Origin of the sequence: Serratia sp. CY33802, assembly GCF_052169095.1 — a bacterium.
Classification (GTDB): Bacteria; Pseudomonadota; Gammaproteobacteria; order Enterobacterales; family Enterobacteriaceae; genus Serratia; species Serratia bockelmannii.
Genome location: NZ_JBJNLL010000001.1, coordinates 544,628 through 561,977, shown reverse-complemented (window position 1 = coordinate 561,977; position 17,350 = coordinate 544,628). Strand labels below are relative to the sequence as shown.

General features: G+C 56.9%; 13 protein-coding genes and 1 pseudogene. 2 read left to right on the top strand and 12 right to left on the bottom strand.

Annotated features, from left to right (window positions below; translation table 11 throughout):
- Window positions 1-11: 11 nt before the first annotated feature.
- The 4 genes from ACJ8HA_RS02725 to ACJ8HA_RS02710 all read right to left on the bottom strand — a co-directional run bounded on the left by ACJ8HA_RS02725 (window position 12) and on the right by ACJ8HA_RS02710 (window position 4,642).
- A complete protein-coding gene (locus tag ACJ8HA_RS02725) occupies window positions 12-923 on the bottom strand; it encodes a class I SAM-dependent methyltransferase (protein WP_025303319.1) in 912 nt (303 codons plus the stop codon).
- Between the two features lie 14 nt (window positions 924-937).
- Window positions 938-1,894: a diiron oxygenase gene (locus tag ACJ8HA_RS02720; protein WP_025303320.1), complete on the bottom strand. Its 957-nt coding sequence runs from the start codon at window positions 1,892-1,894 to the stop codon at window positions 938-940.
- Window positions 1,895-1,992: 98 nt separating this feature from the next.
- Window positions 1,993-3,174: an MFS transporter gene (locus tag ACJ8HA_RS02715; protein ID WP_049209473.1), complete on the bottom strand. Its 1,182-nt coding sequence runs from the start codon at window positions 3,172-3,174 to the stop codon at window positions 1,993-1,995.
- A gap of 304 nt (window positions 3,175-3,478) precedes the next feature.
- Window positions 3,479-4,642 (bottom strand): colicin-like pore-forming protein, encoded by a 1,164-nt coding sequence (locus ACJ8HA_RS02710; RefSeq protein ID WP_262237333.1) that lies wholly within the window; start codon window positions 4,640-4,642, stop codon window positions 3,479-3,481.
- 491 nt (window positions 4,643-5,133) lie between these two features.
- Here ACJ8HA_RS02710 and ACJ8HA_RS02705 point away from each other — a divergent pair, with 491 nt between their 5' ends.
- Window positions 5,134-6,213, top strand: coding sequence for a transketolase-like TK C-terminal-containing protein (locus ACJ8HA_RS02705; protein ID WP_038876720.1), 1,080 nt, complete (start codon window positions 5,134-5,136; stop codon window positions 6,211-6,213).
- Here the strand turns inward: ACJ8HA_RS02705 and ACJ8HA_RS02700 are convergent, their stop codons facing one another.
- Window positions 6,214-6,651 (bottom strand): MarR family winged helix-turn-helix transcriptional regulator, encoded by a 438-nt coding sequence (locus ACJ8HA_RS02700; RefSeq protein WP_025303324.1) that lies wholly within the window; start codon window positions 6,649-6,651, stop codon window positions 6,214-6,216.
- Between the two features lie 154 nt (window positions 6,652-6,805).
- Between ACJ8HA_RS02700 and aceE the strand changes: the two genes are divergently transcribed.
- Entirely contained in the window at window positions 6,806-9,481 is a 2,676-nt protein-coding gene (gene aceE, locus ACJ8HA_RS02695) for a pyruvate dehydrogenase (acetyl-transferring), homodimeric type (protein WP_049204966.1), read from the top strand.
- A 27-nt stretch (window positions 9,482-9,508) separates the two neighbouring features.
- Here aceE and umuC read toward each other — a convergent pair whose 3' ends face one another.
- From umuC to ACJ8HA_RS02660, 7 genes and pseudogenes are all read right to left on the bottom strand, one after another.
- Window positions 9,509-10,825 (bottom strand): translesion error-prone DNA polymerase V subunit UmuC, encoded by a 1,317-nt coding sequence (umuC, locus tag ACJ8HA_RS02690; protein WP_442515191.1) that lies wholly within the window; start codon window positions 10,823-10,825, stop codon window positions 9,509-9,511.
- A 180-nt stretch (window positions 10,826-11,005) separates the two neighbouring features.
- On the bottom strand, window positions 11,006-11,767 hold the full coding sequence (locus ACJ8HA_RS02685) for an energy transducer TonB (RefSeq protein WP_442515190.1): 762 nt from the start codon (window positions 11,765-11,767) through the stop codon (window positions 11,006-11,008).
- 219 nt (window positions 11,768-11,986) lie between these two features.
- The gene (locus ACJ8HA_RS02680; protein WP_149571178.1) at window positions 11,987-12,904 is read right to left on the bottom strand and encodes a FecR domain-containing protein; all 918 of its coding nucleotides are present in this window, start codon (window positions 12,902-12,904) and stop codon (window positions 11,987-11,989) included.
- Between the two features lie 17 nt (window positions 12,905-12,921).
- On the bottom strand, window positions 12,922-13,434 hold the full coding sequence (locus ACJ8HA_RS02675; protein WP_025303329.1) for a sigma-70 family RNA polymerase sigma factor: 513 nt from the start codon (window positions 13,432-13,434) through the stop codon (window positions 12,922-12,924).
- 167 nt (window positions 13,435-13,601) lie between these two features.
- A complete protein-coding gene (locus ACJ8HA_RS02670) occupies window positions 13,602-16,139 on the bottom strand; it encodes a TonB-dependent hemoglobin/transferrin/lactoferrin family receptor (RefSeq protein ID WP_442515189.1) in 2,538 nt (845 codons plus the stop codon).
- 96 nt (window positions 16,140-16,235) lie between these two features.
- On the bottom strand, window positions 16,236-16,664 hold the full coding sequence (gene umuD, locus ACJ8HA_RS02665) for a translesion error-prone DNA polymerase V autoproteolytic subunit (RefSeq protein ID WP_049209475.1): 429 nt from the start codon (window positions 16,662-16,664) through the stop codon (window positions 16,236-16,238).
- Window positions 16,665-16,858: 194 nt separating this feature from the next.
- Window positions 16,859-17,042: pseudogene (locus ACJ8HA_RS02660) on the bottom strand (SOS response-associated peptidase family protein); the annotation flags it as partial.
- Window positions 17,043-17,350 lie beyond the last annotated feature (308 nt).

Below are 17,350 nucleotides of genomic sequence, written 5' to 3'. Positions count from 1 at the left end.
CTTTTGGGTTATCAGGGTTTTACCGCCACGAGGATCGGCAACACGCCGCGTGAGCTGTAGTTGATATCTTTAACCGTGAACCCTGCCTGGGTTATCTGTTGCCTGATCTCTGCTTCTGAAGTGAAATTAAGGTAGGTAGCCTGAATAATGTCGCCAAAGATCGCGAACTCCTGCAAAAGGTCCGCCATTGGCGTTTCATATTTATCCCACTCCCCGGTGGGCGCGTTCTTTTCCGGCGGTGGCGTGAGGAAACTGAGCAACAAGGTTCCCCCTGGTTTTAATGCCTCGAAGAACCGACGATACAAAGCCACCAGCCTGTCCGGGTCAGACTCATACATATTCAGGCCGTTACTGGTAATCACATCGAAAGCGTTTTTTTCTTTTAACTCCCAGGCATTCTGCTGCGAGAATCGGCAACGGTTCGCCATGCCAACGCGCTTGGCCTTTTCGTTGGCGTGATAAAGTGACTCCGGGTCAAGATCAATGCCGGTCAATTGCACCGCGCCATGGCCGCTGTAATCCAAATCCAATAAATCATCCATCACACCGCACGGGATTGAAGCCAGCGTCTCCGCCTGCGTAATCAACTCAGCCAGCAAGGTCTGATAACGGTAGTAACGCTCGCGCGCCCGGCACAGCAACGAGCGATTCAGAAGCCAGTCTTCCAAAACATGTTCGGCGGGTTTTCCGGCGGGATGCTGGAAAATGTAAGACGTCCAGTAGCCATTGAGGCCGCGGTTATGCAGGAGGAAACGACCAAGCTCAAACTCCGTCAATTGATCGACCAGTTCAAGATTTCTCTCTAATGGAAGAATAAGCGAATTGCTATTCCGTAAACGCGCTTTTATTTCATCGGCCAACATCTTTGTTTCAGTCAAATAGGCCAGTTTAGAATGTGTTTTATGCGAGGCGAAACTATCCATACCCATCTCCATGATTAAATTATCCAACCAATATTTTCGAATCCCTGGCGCACTATCGGCGAATTCAGAATGCCGGTTCGTTTCAAAGCCATTAGCACGTTTTTAACAATGGGGACATCAGGCGTCACTTCAAAACCGCGATAAACCTTATTGATTGACTCCCGGCTGGCTTCGCAATCATGAGTTATCTTCGATAACAGCTCAATGTTAAACTGTTTCTCTGATTCAACATTCAAATACATTTTTACGAAATCAGCGATCTGCCCGCCGATCATCGCCTGATCGTTTTCATCCAACCTCGTCCAGATATAGCCAAGTAATTCGAGAAAGAAAATATAGTGTCTGGACTCATCGTTCATATGGTCATTAACATAGTATTTAATCGATGGATGAACGCCGTCACTATTAAAGAACTCCACCAGCTCTCTCACCAGGGTCGTTTCGAAAATGCACACCGCAATGATCTCGAAAATGTCATGGCAGCGCTCAGGTAACCGTTTCATCACCTCTGTAACGGCCACATAGGCGTCAGAATCCGGGTAACTCAGCGCACCGAGATCGGCATCATGCTCTCTAAGTTGATTGATCATATGTCTGGCGATATAAACATGGTAATACTCATCGATGATGACGGTATAGGCATTCAATTTAATCTGTTCGTCAAATTTGACAGCGAGATCGCCGTAGATAATTTTATTGCATGCTGAGTTAATGAGTTTGATCTCAAGATTAACGATATCATTGAGGTATTTAAACAATGACTGAGTAAGTATTTTTGACTTCCTCTCATTGTCCATGCCGCTCATCATGTCAGCCAAAAATATCGGCTGATTCTCCTCGGGGAAAAATGCGCCAGGAATAGTAAAGTCGATAAATTTACCGGGGCGGGTTCTTATTGATGCGCGCTGTTCCCATTTATCAGTATAGGCGGCAGACAAACCGCCCTTCGAAACCATGGTTTCATTTTCCATAGATATTCTCCAGATGAAGGAATACATGTATTTAAAAAAGTCATGCCGTTCCCGGCCAAATATAAATATTTAGCCGGGGGTCACGCGAAAACGATTATTTATTCTTCAGCTTTGCTTGGGGATGCCACGATACTCAACATAGACAACAACACGACAACGCCTATCACACTCGCCATCACATAGCTCATTTCCTCCGGCCGCCCGATAAAGACGTAGCTGGCCATCCCCGTGATAGCCACAACCAGCAGCGAGCGCATGCTCATGATATAGGAGGCCGCCACACCATAAATTTCCGGGTAGACACTCATGGAACGTGCGAACAGCGTCGGATAGCAGATAGAAAAACCGAAGCAGAACAGGCTCATCAGCAGGGTAATAGCCCAAGGCGTTGTCGCCGTCAGTAGAGCGAGAATGCTGACGATGGCTAACGCCATACCGATTTTCTCAGCGCGCCGATCGCCACCAAACGCGGCGATAATACGGGCGGAAAAGAGGCTGGGGATTGAAAATGACGCCACGATAATAAAAAAGTGAACGACAAATGCCGACAGCGAGAACGCAAAGGTTTCACGGTAAAGAAAAGCGCTGGAGGCGATGAATACCATATAAGCAGCAAAGAAAAGTGAAGGAATCAACGATAATCGCATGAATTGGAAACTCGCCGTCAGCCGGGCATAGCTTCCCACAATGGCTTTGAGATCGAATGGCGTTTTTTCTTTCTTCGTCTCCGGCAGGAACAACAATTCCAGCAGTACCGCCGCTGCGGTGATCACCGCGACAACCGCATAGTTTCCTCTCCACCCCCAATGCTCATTAATCCAACCACCGGCGATTGGCGCTAGCGACATGAAAATCGAGATACAGGCATTAACCAGACCGATCATGCTGTACATGGCCGCCCCTTGATAACGGTCTGCGATGATCGCGTAAGCCACTACCACCGGCGTGCAAGCCCCCAACCCCTGAATAAAGCGGGACAACATCAAAAGATCGATTGAAGTGGCGTAGGTACATCCCAGAGCACCTAACAGCATGATAGCCCCACCGATCAACATGGTTTTGCGTCGACCAATCGACTCTGACAGTGGGCCATAAATCAACGCGCCAAACACAAATCCCAAGAAGTTATAGGTGATCGTACGCTGAATATGCCCTTCAGAAACACCGAAACTGGCAGCCATATCCGGAAAGCTGGGAACGGACATATCCACTTCAATACACCCAGCCAATAAGGAAACCACAAGGATAAAGGGCAGAGGCACCCACTTTCCTGTCAACATATCCATACTCCAACAGAACATTAATCCGAATGTTAATAACCATGAACAAACTAGGAGAACAATTGTTATATGTAAATATCACTAATGAATAAAGGATGATAAATAGTGTTTTACGTGAAGAAAATCACATAACAGGAAGAAAAATAATGAAATTATCCGATGACGGGGAGATGGCTACATAAGACTAACTACACAGATAAAAATCATCAACTTAAGAACTACATGAGACATGCTAATGCATTGTTCAGGGCGCGTTCATACCCCATAAAAGAGGGGGCATGCCCCCTCTTCTGTCATGAGCTTGTTACATCTCGAGGATGAATTTTTCCAGTTCTCCTGCAAGGGCCGCATCGATATAGCTGGTGGCCCAGCCAAACAGGTAAGCGAAGGCGAAAATGCCCACCGTCGACGACACCAGCGTCGGCGCGAAAAACGCGGCGATAACGGAGAGCGTATACCCTGCGCCGATCGACAACCCGAGCGCTTCGAGCTGGTTGCGGAACGCTTTCCAATTGCCGGTAGAGAAACCTTCAATCGCGGCGTTTACCAGATCCGCGCCCTTGATCGCCCAGTCCACCCCGGTGAAGACCTTGCCCAATACCCGCGCATTGCGGGCATACTGTTCCGCATCGATCATTTTCAGCCAGGCGACAATCGCCGCTTTGTCCTGCGCCTTGAGCTTTTTGTTCAGGCCCTTCGTCAATTGCTCGTAGGTTTTCTCCGCATCTTGCACGTTGCGGATATATTTTCCTTGAATTCCCGCCTCCAAATCCTTGGCGAGTTTGGCGTATTTCGCGCCGATCTTTTCCGCGATATCTTTATTGATACCTGCGGCCAGGCTGACGCCATCCTTGATGGCTTTTAATTTCGCATTTTGATATTCGACGAAGTCCTTAACGATCGTTTTTACCGAGCCGGGCGATTTTACCGGCTTGCCGTTGGCATATTTCACCTCCATGGCATTCAGGTTATCCCCTCTCACCACGGCGATAAACGCGGGCCGGTTCTTATTGGCCTTATAGTAGAGGCTGTAGGTCGCCACTCCGTCTTGCTTTTCCACCTTCAAATGATGAAAACCGTAGTAACTCCCGGTCGTGCGGGTCGTCGAGAATTCGCCGGTTTTGCCGTTGCCATGCCAGCCGCTGACGGGCCGATCGCGATGCGAGTCTGTCACGAAACTGCCTAACGAAGAGGCGCCGATCTGCCCGGCATTCAGGCCATTGTTGCCGCCTTTGCCAGGGGTTGAGGGCTTGCGCGCATGGCCGGTTTCGATATCCCCGATCGCCACTGTCACCCCCTTGGCGTTGACCCCCATCACCAGTCCCCCCAGGCCAATGTGCTTCGCCTGATCGGCCGTCAAACCGGTGGCGGAAAGGCTCAGCGTGCCGGATGGGCTGACGCTTTCAATATGCAATTTCGCATCCGGGTTAATTCTGCGCGCCGCCTTAATCACCGCCGCCAGCTTCATGCGCAGCGCCGGATCGTTTTGGATCGCCGCTATCTGTTGCTGTTCCGGGCTGCTGCCAACGCCGGCGCCGCCGCGATCGCGATCGCCGGAATGGCCTTTATCGCCGCCCCCCGGCTCTGGGCCCGTACCGCGTTCAGAACTCCAATTAGTTCCATCCCCTTTACCACCATAATTAAATCCAGGCATATGCTTTCATCCTTATTTCGTTTTATTTTTAAGATGCCGATATCCTCGTTTAGCGTTCACTAACGCGTGCCTGAGTAATATCGGCAAACCGTTTTTAGCTGCCCGCCATTTATAAAAAACCGCAGAAATAAGGACAACGGATGACGGCTGTCTGGTCGGTGAAACAAATAGGCTCCCTTCCGCAGAACCTGAATATACCGGCGCAGGTCACGCCTGGACGGCGGCGGCCTGTTCAGAAGTCATTGGCATACGCCATGAATTGCAATTACAATCATCGCACTTGCAACTAAAAAAGGGTACTCCGCATGTCGCCTCAACGTATAACACTGCCCGCCGCTTCGGCCAGAACCCAAACCCTGGCCGAAGCCTGTATCCGCAAGATGACCTCCGTCAGTCAAAAAGCCGGCGCCTCGCGCCCTTCTTCCAGCGCCTGGACGGCGCAAACGCTGGACGAACTTAACGCCAGCGGCGACATCTGGCTTATCGACGGCAGAAGGCGCACCGAGCCACCGAGTTCCCACTACGCCACCGCCTGGCCGCTCTGGTTTGGCCATCAATCAGAGCGTTATGAGAAGCCGCTGTTTTACTTCGTCAACACGCCCTCGGTGGACATGCTTCGCGGGCTTGAGCCGGAAACCAATCGTAAAGGGATTTTCATCAGCGATGCGGATACTGGCAGTGCCGATTTGCCCAAAGGCGTTCAGGCCTGGTTCCCGCTTCAGCTCACGGCCATGCCGGGCTGGTTGCCTTTCGATCCGGCCAATGCCCGAGAAACCGGCGCGATACTCCATCACGCCCTCCACGCGCTCTATCTGGAGGGAACGAGGAAGATGGTGTATCTCGCGACCAACGCAGACAATGGCCCCCTCTCTTCAGGGGAACCGTTTGTCGCAGAACAGGCGTTCAAGGGAATGTATCGTGTCGCCGCCGCGGCAGACTCGCCGTTGCAGGTTCGTCTGTGCGGTGCTGGCCGAGCGCTCGCCCGCGTTCAGCAGGCGGCCAAAGTGTTGAAAAACTGGGGGATTGCGTCTGAAATCTGGAGTTGCCCCAGCTACACGCGGTTGGCGCAGGACGCCGAACTCGCCGACATGCAGCGCCAGGACAGCGGCGGCGAATGCCATCTGAAAACGTGCCTGGGTACCGGGAATGCCCCCGTCGTCGCCGTTACCGACTACTCGCACCTGATTGCCAATCAGCTCAGGCGATTCATTCCCGCGCGCTTTGCCGCGGTGGGCTCAGATTCACGGGTGCGCGGCGAAATCCACTACCCGCAGGCGGAATGGATTGCGCTCTGCGCCCTTAAACTGCTGGCCGACGAGCAGAAAATCCCTTCGGCGCTGATCGCCGATGCGCTGCGCGTTCTGCACATCACGCCCGATGCCTGATCACTCTCTGGCCAGCTGCATCGCATTGTTCAACGCGTCGGAGAAGCGTGCGACCTCTTCTTCGCTGAACTGGTTGAGAAAGTGGGTGTTGACCACCGAACGGTAGATCTCCCACATCTTTTTCCGCAGGGCCTTGCCTTCCTCGGTGATAGTCGCGAAGGAGGCCCGGCGATCGTCATCCGATCGAAAACGCGTGACCAGCCGCTCTTTTTCCAGGCGATCCATCAGGCGGGTCAGGTTGTAACGCTCAATCACCAACACGTCCGCCAGCTCATGCATGCGGCGTGTGCCGTTTTCCCCGCTTTCCAATCCCCATAACACGTCATACCAGGCGTAAACCGGCAGCCCCGCTTCCGACAACTTCGCCTCTATCTTTCTGATCATCGCCCGATGCGCGCGCACAAAGGAGAACCACAGGTCGGGTTGTTTATCTGTCATGTCATTTTTCTCGTCAAAACCGGTGAGTTGCAATTGCAATTGTAAAGGGATAGAGTGGCTTTCGCCATTGTTGCATTTGCAACTCTTGCACTTGCAATTCACTGAATCCCTGTATCGCTCAGCGCCTTATCAGGTAAGTACATTTGGAGCTTTTATGAACCAACCTGCGGTAAAAGCAGATCTCGACCCACAAGAGACGGCTGAATGGCTTGAGGCATTTGAAGGTGTCACTGACATCGACGGCCGTGAACGCGCGCATTTTTTGTTGGAAAGAATGGCCGAAGCCGATCAGCGAAAACACGGTGATTTCTTCAGCCTGGTCACCACGCCCTACGTGAATACGATCCCGGCCTATAAGCAACCGACGTATCCCGGCGATCTGGCCGCTGAAGCGCGCATCAATGCGTTTATTCGCTGGAACGCCATGGCGATGGTGCTGCGTGCCGGCAAACATTCCAACGTCGGCGGGCATATCGCCACCTACCAATCGGCCGCGGTGCTTTACGATGTGGGGTTCACGCACTTCTTCCGTGGGCGCACCGATGATTTCGCCGGCGACATGGTGTATATCCAGGGCCATTCCGCCCCCGGCATTTATGGCCGCGCCTATCTCGAAGGCCGCATCGACGAGGAGCTGCTCGACAACTTTCGCCGCGAATCCGCGCGCCGCGGCCTCTCCTCCTACCCGCACCCGCGGCTGATGCCGGATTTCTGGCAATATCCCACCGTTTCGATGGGGCTGGGGCCGCTGACCGCCGCCTACCAGGCGCGCTACATGCGCTATCTGGAATACCGCGAGTTGAAACCGCACCAGGGGAGAAAGGTGTGGGCGTTTCTCGGCGACGGCGAGATGGATCAGCCGGAATCGCTGGCGGCGATTGCGCTGGGCGGGCGAGAAAAACTCGATAACCTGATCTTCGTCGTGAACTGCAACCTGCAACGGCTGGATGGCCCCGTGCGCGGCAACGGCAAGATTATTCAGGAGCTGGAAGGCACCTTCAAAGCCGCCGGCTGGCAGGTGATCAAGGTGATCTGGGGCAGCGGCTGGGACAAACTGCTGCAAAAAGACCGCTCCGGGCTGCTGATGCAGCGCATGATGGAGTGCGTCGACGGCGATTACCAAACCTTCAAGTCGCAAAGCGGCGCCTATGTGCGGGAGCACTTCTTCGGCAAGTATCCGGAATTGCTCGAGCTGGTCGCCGACCTGAGCGACGATGAGATCTGGGCGCTGCACCGCGGCGGCCACGATCCGCAAAAGGTGTACGCCGCCTACCATCAGGCGGTGCATACCCCGGGCAGGCCGACGGTGGTGCTGGCCAAAACCGTCAAAGGGTTTGGCATGGGGGAAGCCGGTGAAGGGCAGAACATCAACCACCAGCTGAAAAAAATGAGCCAGGATGCGGTGAAAGCCTTCCGCGACCGTTTAGGGCTGACCATCTCCGACGCCCAACTGGCAGAGATCCCTTACCTGAAGCCCGAACCCGACAGCGCGGCGGCGAAGTACATCACCGCGACGCGCACCGCGCTGGGCGGCTACATCCCTGCCCGCTTCGGCCAATCCGCTCCGCTGGCGATACCGGAACTATCGCGCTTCGACGGCCTCCTGAAGGGCAGCGGCGAACGCAACATGTCGACCACCATGGCTTTCGTTAATATCCTCGGCACGCTGCTCAAAGACGTCAACATCGGCAAACTGATCGTGCCCATCGTGCCGGACGAGTCGCGCACGTTCGGCATGGAAGGCCTGTTCCGCCAGATTGGCATCCATTCCTGGCTCGGCCAGCTGTATACCCCGCAAGACGCCGGGCAGCTCAGCTACTATAAAGAGGCCAAAGACGGCCAGATTTTGCAGGAAGGCATCAACGAATCCGGTGCGATATCGACCTGGATCGCCGCCGGCACCGCCTACAGCAACCACGATGTCGCGACGATCCCGTTCTATATCTTCTACTCCATGTTCGGGCTGCAACGGGTGGGCGATCTCGCCTGGGCGGCGGCCGACGCACGCACCAAGGGTTTCCTGCTCGGCGCCACCTCCGGCAGAACCACCCTGATGGGCGAAGGCTTGCAGCATGACGACGGCCACAGCCACGTGCTGTCTTCGGTGATCCCCAGCTGCGTCTCCTACGATCCGACCTATGCCTATGAACTCGCGGTGATCGTCCAGAGCGGCATGCGCAGGATGTTCGTTGAACAAGAGGATATTTACTACTACATCACCTTGCTCAACGAGGGCTACCCGCAGCCGCCGATGCCGGCAGGCGTGGAGGACGGGATCATCCAGGGCGCCTATTTGCTCAAACAGAGCGAAACGACAAACCAAGAGAGCCCGCGCGCTCAGCTGGTCGCCAGCGGTGCCATCATGCGCGAGGCGCTGGCGGCGGCGGAGCTGTTGGCGGCGGACTTTGGCGTCGCCAGCGATATCTGGAGCGCCACCAGCCTGAGCGAGCTGCGCCGCAACGGCATGGCGGCCGAACGCTGGAACCTGCTGCATCCGGAAGATCCGCCGAAAGTTCCTTATATTCAGAGCCTGCTGGCGGCGCATCCCGGCCCGGTGGTGGTGGTGACGGACTATATGAAGATCGTCGGCGATCAGATCAAACCGTTCTTGCCCGACCGCACCTTTATCGCCTTGGGCACCGACGGCTTTGGTCGCTCGGACACCCGCGAGGCGCTGCGTGAGTTCTTCGAGGTCAACCGCCATTTCATCGCGCTCGCCGCGTTGAAACTGCTGGCTGACGAAGGCCGTATCGCCCGCAGCGAGGTCAACCGCGCCATGGCGCTGTATGGCATCGCCCCCGATAAGCCGGATCCGGCGGCGGTGAAGTAACACTCAGCCTACCCACGCCGCCGGTTGTCACCCGCGGCGTTTTTCTTCCTTCGATTCGGCGGAGCACGGCGCCCGCTCCCCCAGCCGCACCACCGGAATGTCCGCCAGCCGGGTGGTGTAGGCCGGCGACAGCATGTCGCGCTTCATTTGCCACGGCTTGACGATCCCCTGCCCGGCGAACCACACGCGCCCGCGTCCTTCCTGATTCAGGCGATCGAGGGTCGCCATCAGCCGCTCGCTGTTGCGGCGCGGCGGGCAGTCGTCGAACAGATCGATCTGCGCCATGGCGGCGGCGCTGAAATCCCCCAGCACCACGCCGCCCTTCAGGTAACGCCGTCCTTCCTGCCAGATGCTTTCCAGCGCGCGCACCGCCATGGCGATGATGTCGCGGCTGTCGTTGCTCGGCGTTTGCAGCCGGGCGGTGCCCATATTGCTGTAATACCCCTCGCCCGCCGAATGCGGGCTGGTTTTGATAAACACCGACACGTTGCGGCAGTAGCGCTTTTCCTGCCGCAGCTTTTCGGCGGCGCGTTCGGCATAGCTGCAGATCGCCTCGCGCATGTGCGGGTAGTGCGTCAGCCGCTGGCCGAACGAGCGGGAGCAGATGATCTGCTCTTTGGCGGCCGCCTCATCTTCCCACCGCAGGCACGATTCACCGCGCAGCTCGCGTATCGTGCGCTCCAGCACCACGCTGAAGGTTTTACGCGCCAGCTGGGTATCGCAGTCCGCCAGCTGCAGCGCGGTGTGAATGCCCATCGCCTGCAGCTGGCGAGTCAGGCGGCGCCCCACGCCCCATACCTCTTCCACCGGGATCAACGCCAGCAGCCTGCGCTGGCGCGCCGGATCGGATAAATCCACCACGCCGCCGGTGCCGCGCCATTTCTTGGCGGCGAAGTTGGCCAGCTTGGCCAGCGTTTTGCTCGGCGCAATGCCGACCCCGACCGTCAAATGCAGCTCGCGCCGGATGCGATCGCGCACCCGCTGGCCGAACGGCTCCAGCGCTTCGCAATGCGCCACGCCGTCCAGCCGCAGAAAGGCTTCGTCCAGCGAGTAGATCTCCACCGCCGGCGCCATCTCTTCCAGCGTGTCCATCACCCGGCGGGACATATCGGCGTACAGCGCGTAGTTGGAGGAGAACACCGCGACGTTGCGGCGGCGCATCTCCTCTTTGATTTTGAAATAAGGCGCGCCCATCGGCACGCCCAGCGCCTTCGCCTCGGCGCTGCGGGCGATCACGCAGCCGTCGTTGTTGGACAGCACGATCACCGGCCGCCCGCGCAGATCGGGCCGAAAGATGGTCTCGCAGGAGGCATAGAAGCTGTTGACGTCTACCAGGGCGAACATGGTTACCGACCTTTCATCGTCAGTGGGTTGTTATTCATAACGGCACCAAATTACTGTTCATAAATACAGTATTTGTATTTTTCTGGCGACGATCAAGTAGAAACCACCCCATCTCTGCTATCCGTTTGATGCGCTTTGGCTTTTAACTCAGCCCCCGTTTACCTGGAGCCGAGTTTTTCATTAACGGCGAACTTCACGCAGATCGAAACGAATCGGAATGGTCACGCTGAATTCCGCCTGCCCCGCTGCGATCTCGTTGCCGGGTGCGGGCAGTGGAGAAGCGCGCTGCGGTAACTGAAGCGCCTCCCGATCCAGCGAAGCCACTCCACTCGATCGCAATAGCTTCACGCCCAGCACGTTCCCCTGCCGATCCAACGTCACGGCAACCTGAACAACCCCCTGGCGCTGCTGGCGTACCGCCAGGGCCGGGTAGCGTTTGAAACGGCTCAAATGCGCCAACAGCAGGCCGCTCCAGACCGAGGCATTCTGGCTCGGCTGCGACGCCACGCTGGTTTGCGGCGCGGCAACACGCTTTCCGTCCAGAGACGGCGGCGCGCTGGTGCTTGATGCTCTTGAGCTTGCAGACGCTATTTTTTCCTGTTCCTCCTGCCTTGGGCGCGGCGGTTCCGTTTTCGGTCTGATGGGATCGTTCCGTTGCCCTTTAGCCTTGCTCTGCCGCTCCGTCGCACGCAGCGCATGAATCAGCGGAGGCATCGCCGCCTCCGGTTCCCGATTGGCCTGCCGTTGCGCCACCGCCTGCACCTGGCGCACGCCGGTCGGCATCGGCTCTGCGTTGGGGGTCGATTCCGCCTGCTCGGCAACCATCATCAACACCATCGGTTGCGCCGCGGGCAGCAACGGTGGTACCAGGTGATAACCAAGGCCAAGCAACAACGCACCATGCAGACCCAACGCCAACACATTGGCGGTAGCCCAGCGCAATCGCCCGCCTGTAGGCGGTAAAGATAAATCGGCAGGTAATACGTTGTGATTCAACATGGAAAACGATACTCAGGTTAAGCGTGAAACCGACCAACGTACGCAACGGTCACGACGGTCGGGGCATGTCAGAAAAGTCGTTTAGGCACGCGGTACCGGGCAGGGAAAGATAAAAAACAGGCCAATCAAGAAGAAAAAATACAAATAGCAGAGTAAAAAACTTTAGGATACGGTGATGAAGTATTTTGACAGCATATTTATCCTAACCGGCAGCGCACCGGGCAGAGCCGCAATGACGCGCTCGGGGTCAGCCAGCGGAAACGCGCCGGAGAGCCGCAGGCCGGCGACCTCCGGCCGGCAGCGAATAACGCCCTGACGATAACGCCCCAGCTCCATCAGGAAGTCGTCCAACCGCATGTTGTCGGCCAACAGCATGCCTTGCCGCCAACCGGGCTCTTGCGTCACGCGATACGGTTCGCCAATGCCTTGCCGGCTTAATCTGCCGCCCTGACCGGCGTTGAGCACCGCGTTCCGATGCGCCGGCGAAAGGATCGTGACTCGGCCAAGATAAACGGCGATATCACTGTAGGTTTCCCACAGGCGAACGCTGAAGCGAGCAGCCTGCGCCACGATCTCGCCCTGCGGCAGCCTCACCGTCAACGCGCCGCTTTCCGGCGGCAGATTCACCATCATTTCGCCTTCCAGCAATGCGGCCTGCTGACGGCTGACGTTGACCGCCGTTTGCGTGTTCAGCATCAACTGCGCGCCATCCGCCAACGCGACGGTTTGCTGCTCCCCCACCGCCGTGCGGTAATCCGCCAGCCAGGGGCGCCATGGCAGCGCGCCAGAACCGATGCCAACCGTCCCCACCACGCCGATGGCCGCCAGGCTTCTCAGCAACCGACGGCGCTGTGGGTTTGGCAACTGCGACAGACTACGCTGCGCCGCCGCCCCGTTAAGCAGAGAAAAACGGGATGAAAACGCGGCGATATGCCGCCAGGCGCGTTCATTTTCCGGTTTCGCCTGATACCAACGCCGCCAGTTTTCCCTATCCGCGTCGCTTGCCTCTTCCGACATCAGCTGGGTTAACCAGGCGGCGGCCTCACGCGCGCTCTGCCGATCGATATCCGATTCCATCATGGGCTCCGCACTTGCCGTTACGCCGCCAATGCAAAGAAACAGTGCAAATTGGCACGCTGCAGATATTGTTTCACCGAGCTGGTCGACACCCGCAAACGCTCAGCGATGTCGCAATAACGCATGCCCTGCAGATGCGCCAACAGGAAAGCCTCGCGGACGTGCGCCGGCAATCCGTCCAACGCCTGATCCAACTGTTCGAGCATTTCGAGGGTTTGTTGACGGACTTCCGGCGAGGGTGCCTCGATCGCCGGCAGCTCGCTCAAGGCCTGCAGATAGCTCTCTTCGATTGTTTTACGCCGGTAATAATTCGCCACCAGCCGGCGCGCCACGGTCGCCAGGAAGGGGCGTGGTTGCCGAATGGCAAGCAACTGCGGGCTCAGTAAAATACTGATGAACGTATCCTGCGCCAGGTCTTCGGCGTGATGCGCGCACCCGACCTTCTGTCTCAGCCAATGGCATAGCCAACTGTGGTGCTCAAGGTAAAGCTGTTGAGCAAACCCGTTGGCTGCCGCGGCCTCTTTCCTTGCCATTCGGTGACACCAATTGATAATGAGATTGAAAATGATAATTATTATTATTTTAAAATTGTAACTTCTGTGTCAAGCGATTGCTGATGATTTATAAACGGCGAAAAAGTAGGGAAATACGGGAGAGAAAACGTGAAAAGGGGCCGAAATGGCCCCTGTCAGCAGGATATTCAGAAACGTTGGCTAACGCTAAACTTGATGTTACGTCCTACGCCGGACACCGATTCGCCCAGGTAAGGGTAATAATCACGGTTGAACAGGTTGTCCACCGCGACGCGAGCTTCGAAGCCCTGCAAACCGCTGGGCTGCCACGAGGCGAACAGGCCGTGCAATGCATAACCCGACGTTTTCGGCAGCGCCCAGACAACGGCCATCGGATCGCCGTCGGCCGGTGAACGATCCTGTTTACGCACAAAATCGCCGGTCCAGCCGAAGGCCATGTCCCACTGCGGCACTTTCATGCCCAGCATCGCGTGTGCCGTAACGGGTGGAATTTCGGCAATCCAGGTTTCGCTGCCCCACGGATCGCGTGGTGAAGCGTCGCGTTTGCCGCGAATCGAGGAGAACGACAGGCTGCCGAACAGGCTTTCGCTGTCATAAAACGATTCGAGCTCCACGCCCTCAATGGTATAGCCCGGCAAGTTGCGATAGTTCGACAACGGTTGCCCACATTGGCCACCGTGCCGTGCGGCGTCGCACACTACGCCGCGACGGTAGAAAATCTCGTCCTTGCCGCGATTGCGGAACAGCGTAGTGCGGATCTGCAGGCTGTCTCTCGCCATCAACACATCGTTGAAGTCCAGCACCGCGCCGAGGCGAACGCCCGTCATGCGTTCCACCTGCAGACCGCGGCTGGTGCCGGGCACGCTGGAAGCGGCGTATTGCACTTCATACTGTTCGTCAATCACCGGGGCGCGCCAGGTGCGGCTGACGTCGGCAAACAGGGACAGATTCGACGTCGCTTTCCACATCACGCCCAAATGCGGCGACCAGCCGGTATAGGTCACGCTGCTGTAATCATGGCCCACGAGCGGGTCGCTGTCGTTATAGCGCGGAGCTCGGTTCGGTTGCCCGGTGTTGGTCACGTGATCGTAACGCACGCCCGGCGTCACGGTCAGGCTGCCGAAGCTGACCGCATCCTGCAGATAAACGCTGCGGGTTTCCTGTTCGCCCGCCGGCATGTAATACGGCTGAAAATAGCCGTAGTTGTAACTGGCGTTTTTCACCTGTGATGGGTAATACATCAGGGTATCGCGCTGATGTTTATGCCAACGCGCGCCGAGCAACAGCTTGTGCTCCAGCGGCCCGCTGGCGAAACGGCTTTCATTGCTGACGTCAAACTGCCGATCGGTATAGTTCACCCAGCTTTCATTGCCCAACGTACCGAGATAGCTGAACTTTGAAGCGGAATCCGGCCGCTTGTCATGCTGCTCGGTCTTCGAATAGGCGTAAGACAGCGTCAGATTCAGCAACGGCTGCGCTTCCGGCGCCAGATTCCATTTCACCGAGTAATTGGTGTCTGTCTGGTCGCGATACACCAGAATGCGGCGCCACGCTTCTTCCCGGCCATATTTATCGATATCCGCCTGGCTGGGCGCGGCGATATCGTCCCTCTTGGCGGCGAAAGGCTGCCAGCCATCGGAATCGGATCGCATCGCCGACAGCGTCAACGTTTGCGCCTCGCTCAGATAAATATTGGTTTTTAACAGGTAGGAAGCCTGATCGTTGGCGGAATAGGCAAAGCGCGTGCCGTCCGGCCGCTTCAGGTTGCCGCCGTCACGCTTGCTCATGTAGAGCAAACCGTCGGCGGCTCCTTCCGGCGTACGGCCGTACAACGCACCGCTGTAAATGCCCTGACGATCGTTGGTGTGGTAGCTGTACTTCAGCAAGCCGCCAAAATCTTCGCCCGGCAGCAGCATGTCCCCAGCATCTTTGGTCTCCAGCGTAATGGTCCCGCCAAAGCCGCCATTGCCGTTCAACAGGTTATGCGGCCCCTTATCGACCTCAACCTTTTTCAGCAGTTCGGGTTCGATGAATACCGAGCCCTGCCGATATTTCTCAAATCCCTTCGGCGCCCCGTCCAGCACCACCTTCACATCTTCCATGTCCCCCATGCCCCAGATATTCAGGCTTTGGCCGCCCGGGCGTGGCGAGCCCGCCATCCCTACGCCAGGCAAGCGATCAAGCAAACTGGCGATATTGTCTGCCTGCACGCGTTCGATGTCTTCTTTATCCAACACCGAACGGCCGGCGGCGACGCTGTCGGACAAACCGCCGACCACCGACAGTTCCGGTATCGTCAACGGCTGAACCGGCCCGGCGTCGACCAACCGATATCCCTGTGCGGTTTGCTGAGCGCGCAATCCGCTGCCCGCCAACAGCGTATCGAACGCGTCGGTGAGGCGATAATGCCCCTGCAGGCCCGCGGTGTTTTTTCCACGCGTCTGTTCGGGCGTGAAAATCACTATCACGCCGGCCTTAGCGGCCGCCGTCTGCAAGGCGGGCGCCAGGTCACCGGCGGGAATGGCGAAAGGCAGGATAGCGGACTGCTCGACCGCCGCCGGTGGCACCGACGCACCGGGCGCCGCCATCGCGGAGGTGAGCATGCCCGATAATGCGCACCCTACCCCGATAGCGACCCGCTTCCCGGCGGTACGTTTGGCTGATGTGAACGTACGCCCTGCGCCGTTCTTGTTTTTTATGGCCATGAAGGATTCCCCTGAGTGTAATGAACTGGAAACTCAGTAGAGAGGTCACGCCAACGAAAAGATCGGGCAGAAAAAAAATGAAAAAAAGGGCCGAAGTCACCGGGCCGCGTAGACGATAAAGGTCACCACGCCGAAGATCTCCAGTTGCGCTTCGTCGTCGAACACGATCGGCGCGTAGGCGGGGTTCATCGGCAACAGCCGCACATCGGGGTGACGCTGCAGTTTTTTGACGGTGAATTCGCCGTCCACCGCGGCGATCACGATATTGCCGTGCTCCGGCGTCAGGGCGCTGTCGACAATCAGCAGATCGCCATCCCGGATATTGCCGTCGATCATCGATTCGCCGCTGGCGCGCACGAAATAGGTGGCGTTGGGGTGCCGCACCAGCAGCTTGCCGATGTCCAGCCGACCTTCGACATAGTCTTGCGCCGGGGAAGGAAAACCGCAGGCCACGCGATCGGCAAACAGCGGTAACGTTAGGGGTTCACCTGGTGAAAAAGCATACAACCTTGAATTACTCAGCATAATCACAACCAAACTGTATATTTATACAGTAAAGCATAAACAAAACGCGAACGCGTGCAACCCCCTATCCCCCTGCGGATCGCGCTTTGCCGCGTAATATAATAATTTTCTGAGCGATTTTTTTTTACGCCTGCTAAGTGTTTTACTGCCCCTTGCACACACGTTATCCACCAAAACTGTGGATAATGCGGCACTCAGACCGTTGGCGTATCGATGGGCAGGATGAGTGAGGGATTGTCATTGCGAACGGCGCCGACGGCGGGCGATACCGGTTGCCAGACGAAATCCTCTGGTCAAATGCAGGCTGTACACGTCAGCCTGCATTTGACCAGAGGGCGGGACTAAGTGGGTGTCGAGCCAGTCGCGCGCGGCCGTCGGTCTCTGCTGCGTACAGCGCCGCAAAGAACAGCGGCAGGCCTTGCCTCAGCAAGAGCCCACAGGAGGAACGGCGGACGGCCTTACAAAATGACGCCAATAAAATTGCGACTGGCAATGGCATCAATGGGACGGCCAGAGACGAAAGTCAGTACGTTATGCCAGGAGCTTGGGATAACCCGACAAACGCTGTACCGCCACATTTCCCCTGATGGTCCACTGCGAGCTGACGGTATAAAGCTGCTCAACCGGGGATAATTTTAGCGGACGGAAAAATCTGGGGTTCCGGCGTAGAACCCCGAATAAGGAAT

What these genes read in the sequence shown, in the direction of transcription:
- ACJ8HA_RS02670 (WP_442515189.1), bottom strand. Translation starts at nt 16,139, where the DNA reads ATGGCCATAAAAAACAAGAACGGCGCAGGGCGTACGTTCACATCAGCC.
- ACJ8HA_RS02705 (WP_038876720.1), top strand. Translation starts at nt 5,134, where the DNA reads ATGTCGCCTCAACGTATAACACTGCCCGCCGCTTCGGCCAGAACCCAA.
- ACJ8HA_RS02715 (WP_049209473.1), bottom strand. Translation starts at nt 3,174, where the DNA reads ATGTTGACAGGAAAGTGGGTGCCTCTGCCCTTTATCCTTGTGGTTTCC.
- ACJ8HA_RS02720 (WP_025303320.1), bottom strand. Translation starts at nt 1,894, where the DNA reads ATGGAAAATGAAACCATGGTTTCGAAGGGCGGTTTGTCTGCCGCCTAT.
- ACJ8HA_RS02680 (WP_149571178.1), bottom strand. Translation starts at nt 12,904, where the DNA reads ATGATGGAATCGGATATCGATCGGCAGAGCGCGCGTGAGGCCGCCGCC.
- umuD (WP_049209475.1), bottom strand. Translation starts at nt 16,664, where the DNA reads ATGCTGAGTAATTCAAGGTTGTATGCTTTTTCACCAGGTGAACCCCTA.
- ACJ8HA_RS02710 (WP_262237333.1), bottom strand. Translation starts at nt 4,642, where the DNA reads ATGAAGCTGGCGGCGGTGATTAAGGCGGCGCGCAGAATTAACCCGGAT.
- aceE (WP_049204966.1), top strand. Translation starts at nt 6,806, where the DNA reads ATGAACCAACCTGCGGTAAAAGCAGATCTCGACCCACAAGAGACGGCT.
- ACJ8HA_RS02700 (WP_025303324.1), bottom strand. Translation starts at nt 6,651, where the DNA reads ATGACAGATAAACAACCCGACCTGTGGTTCTCCTTTGTGCGCGCGCAT.
- ACJ8HA_RS02725 (WP_025303319.1), bottom strand. Translation starts at nt 923, where the DNA reads ATGGATAGTTTCGCCTCGCATAAAACACATTCTAAACTGGCCTATTTG.
- umuC (WP_442515191.1), bottom strand. Translation starts at nt 10,825, where the DNA reads ATGTTCGCCCTGGTAGACGTCAACAGCTTCTATGCCTCCTGCGAGACC.
- ACJ8HA_RS02675 (WP_025303329.1), bottom strand. Translation starts at nt 13,434, where the DNA reads ATGGCAAGGAAAGAGGCCGCGGCAGCCAACGGGTTTGCTCAACAGCTT.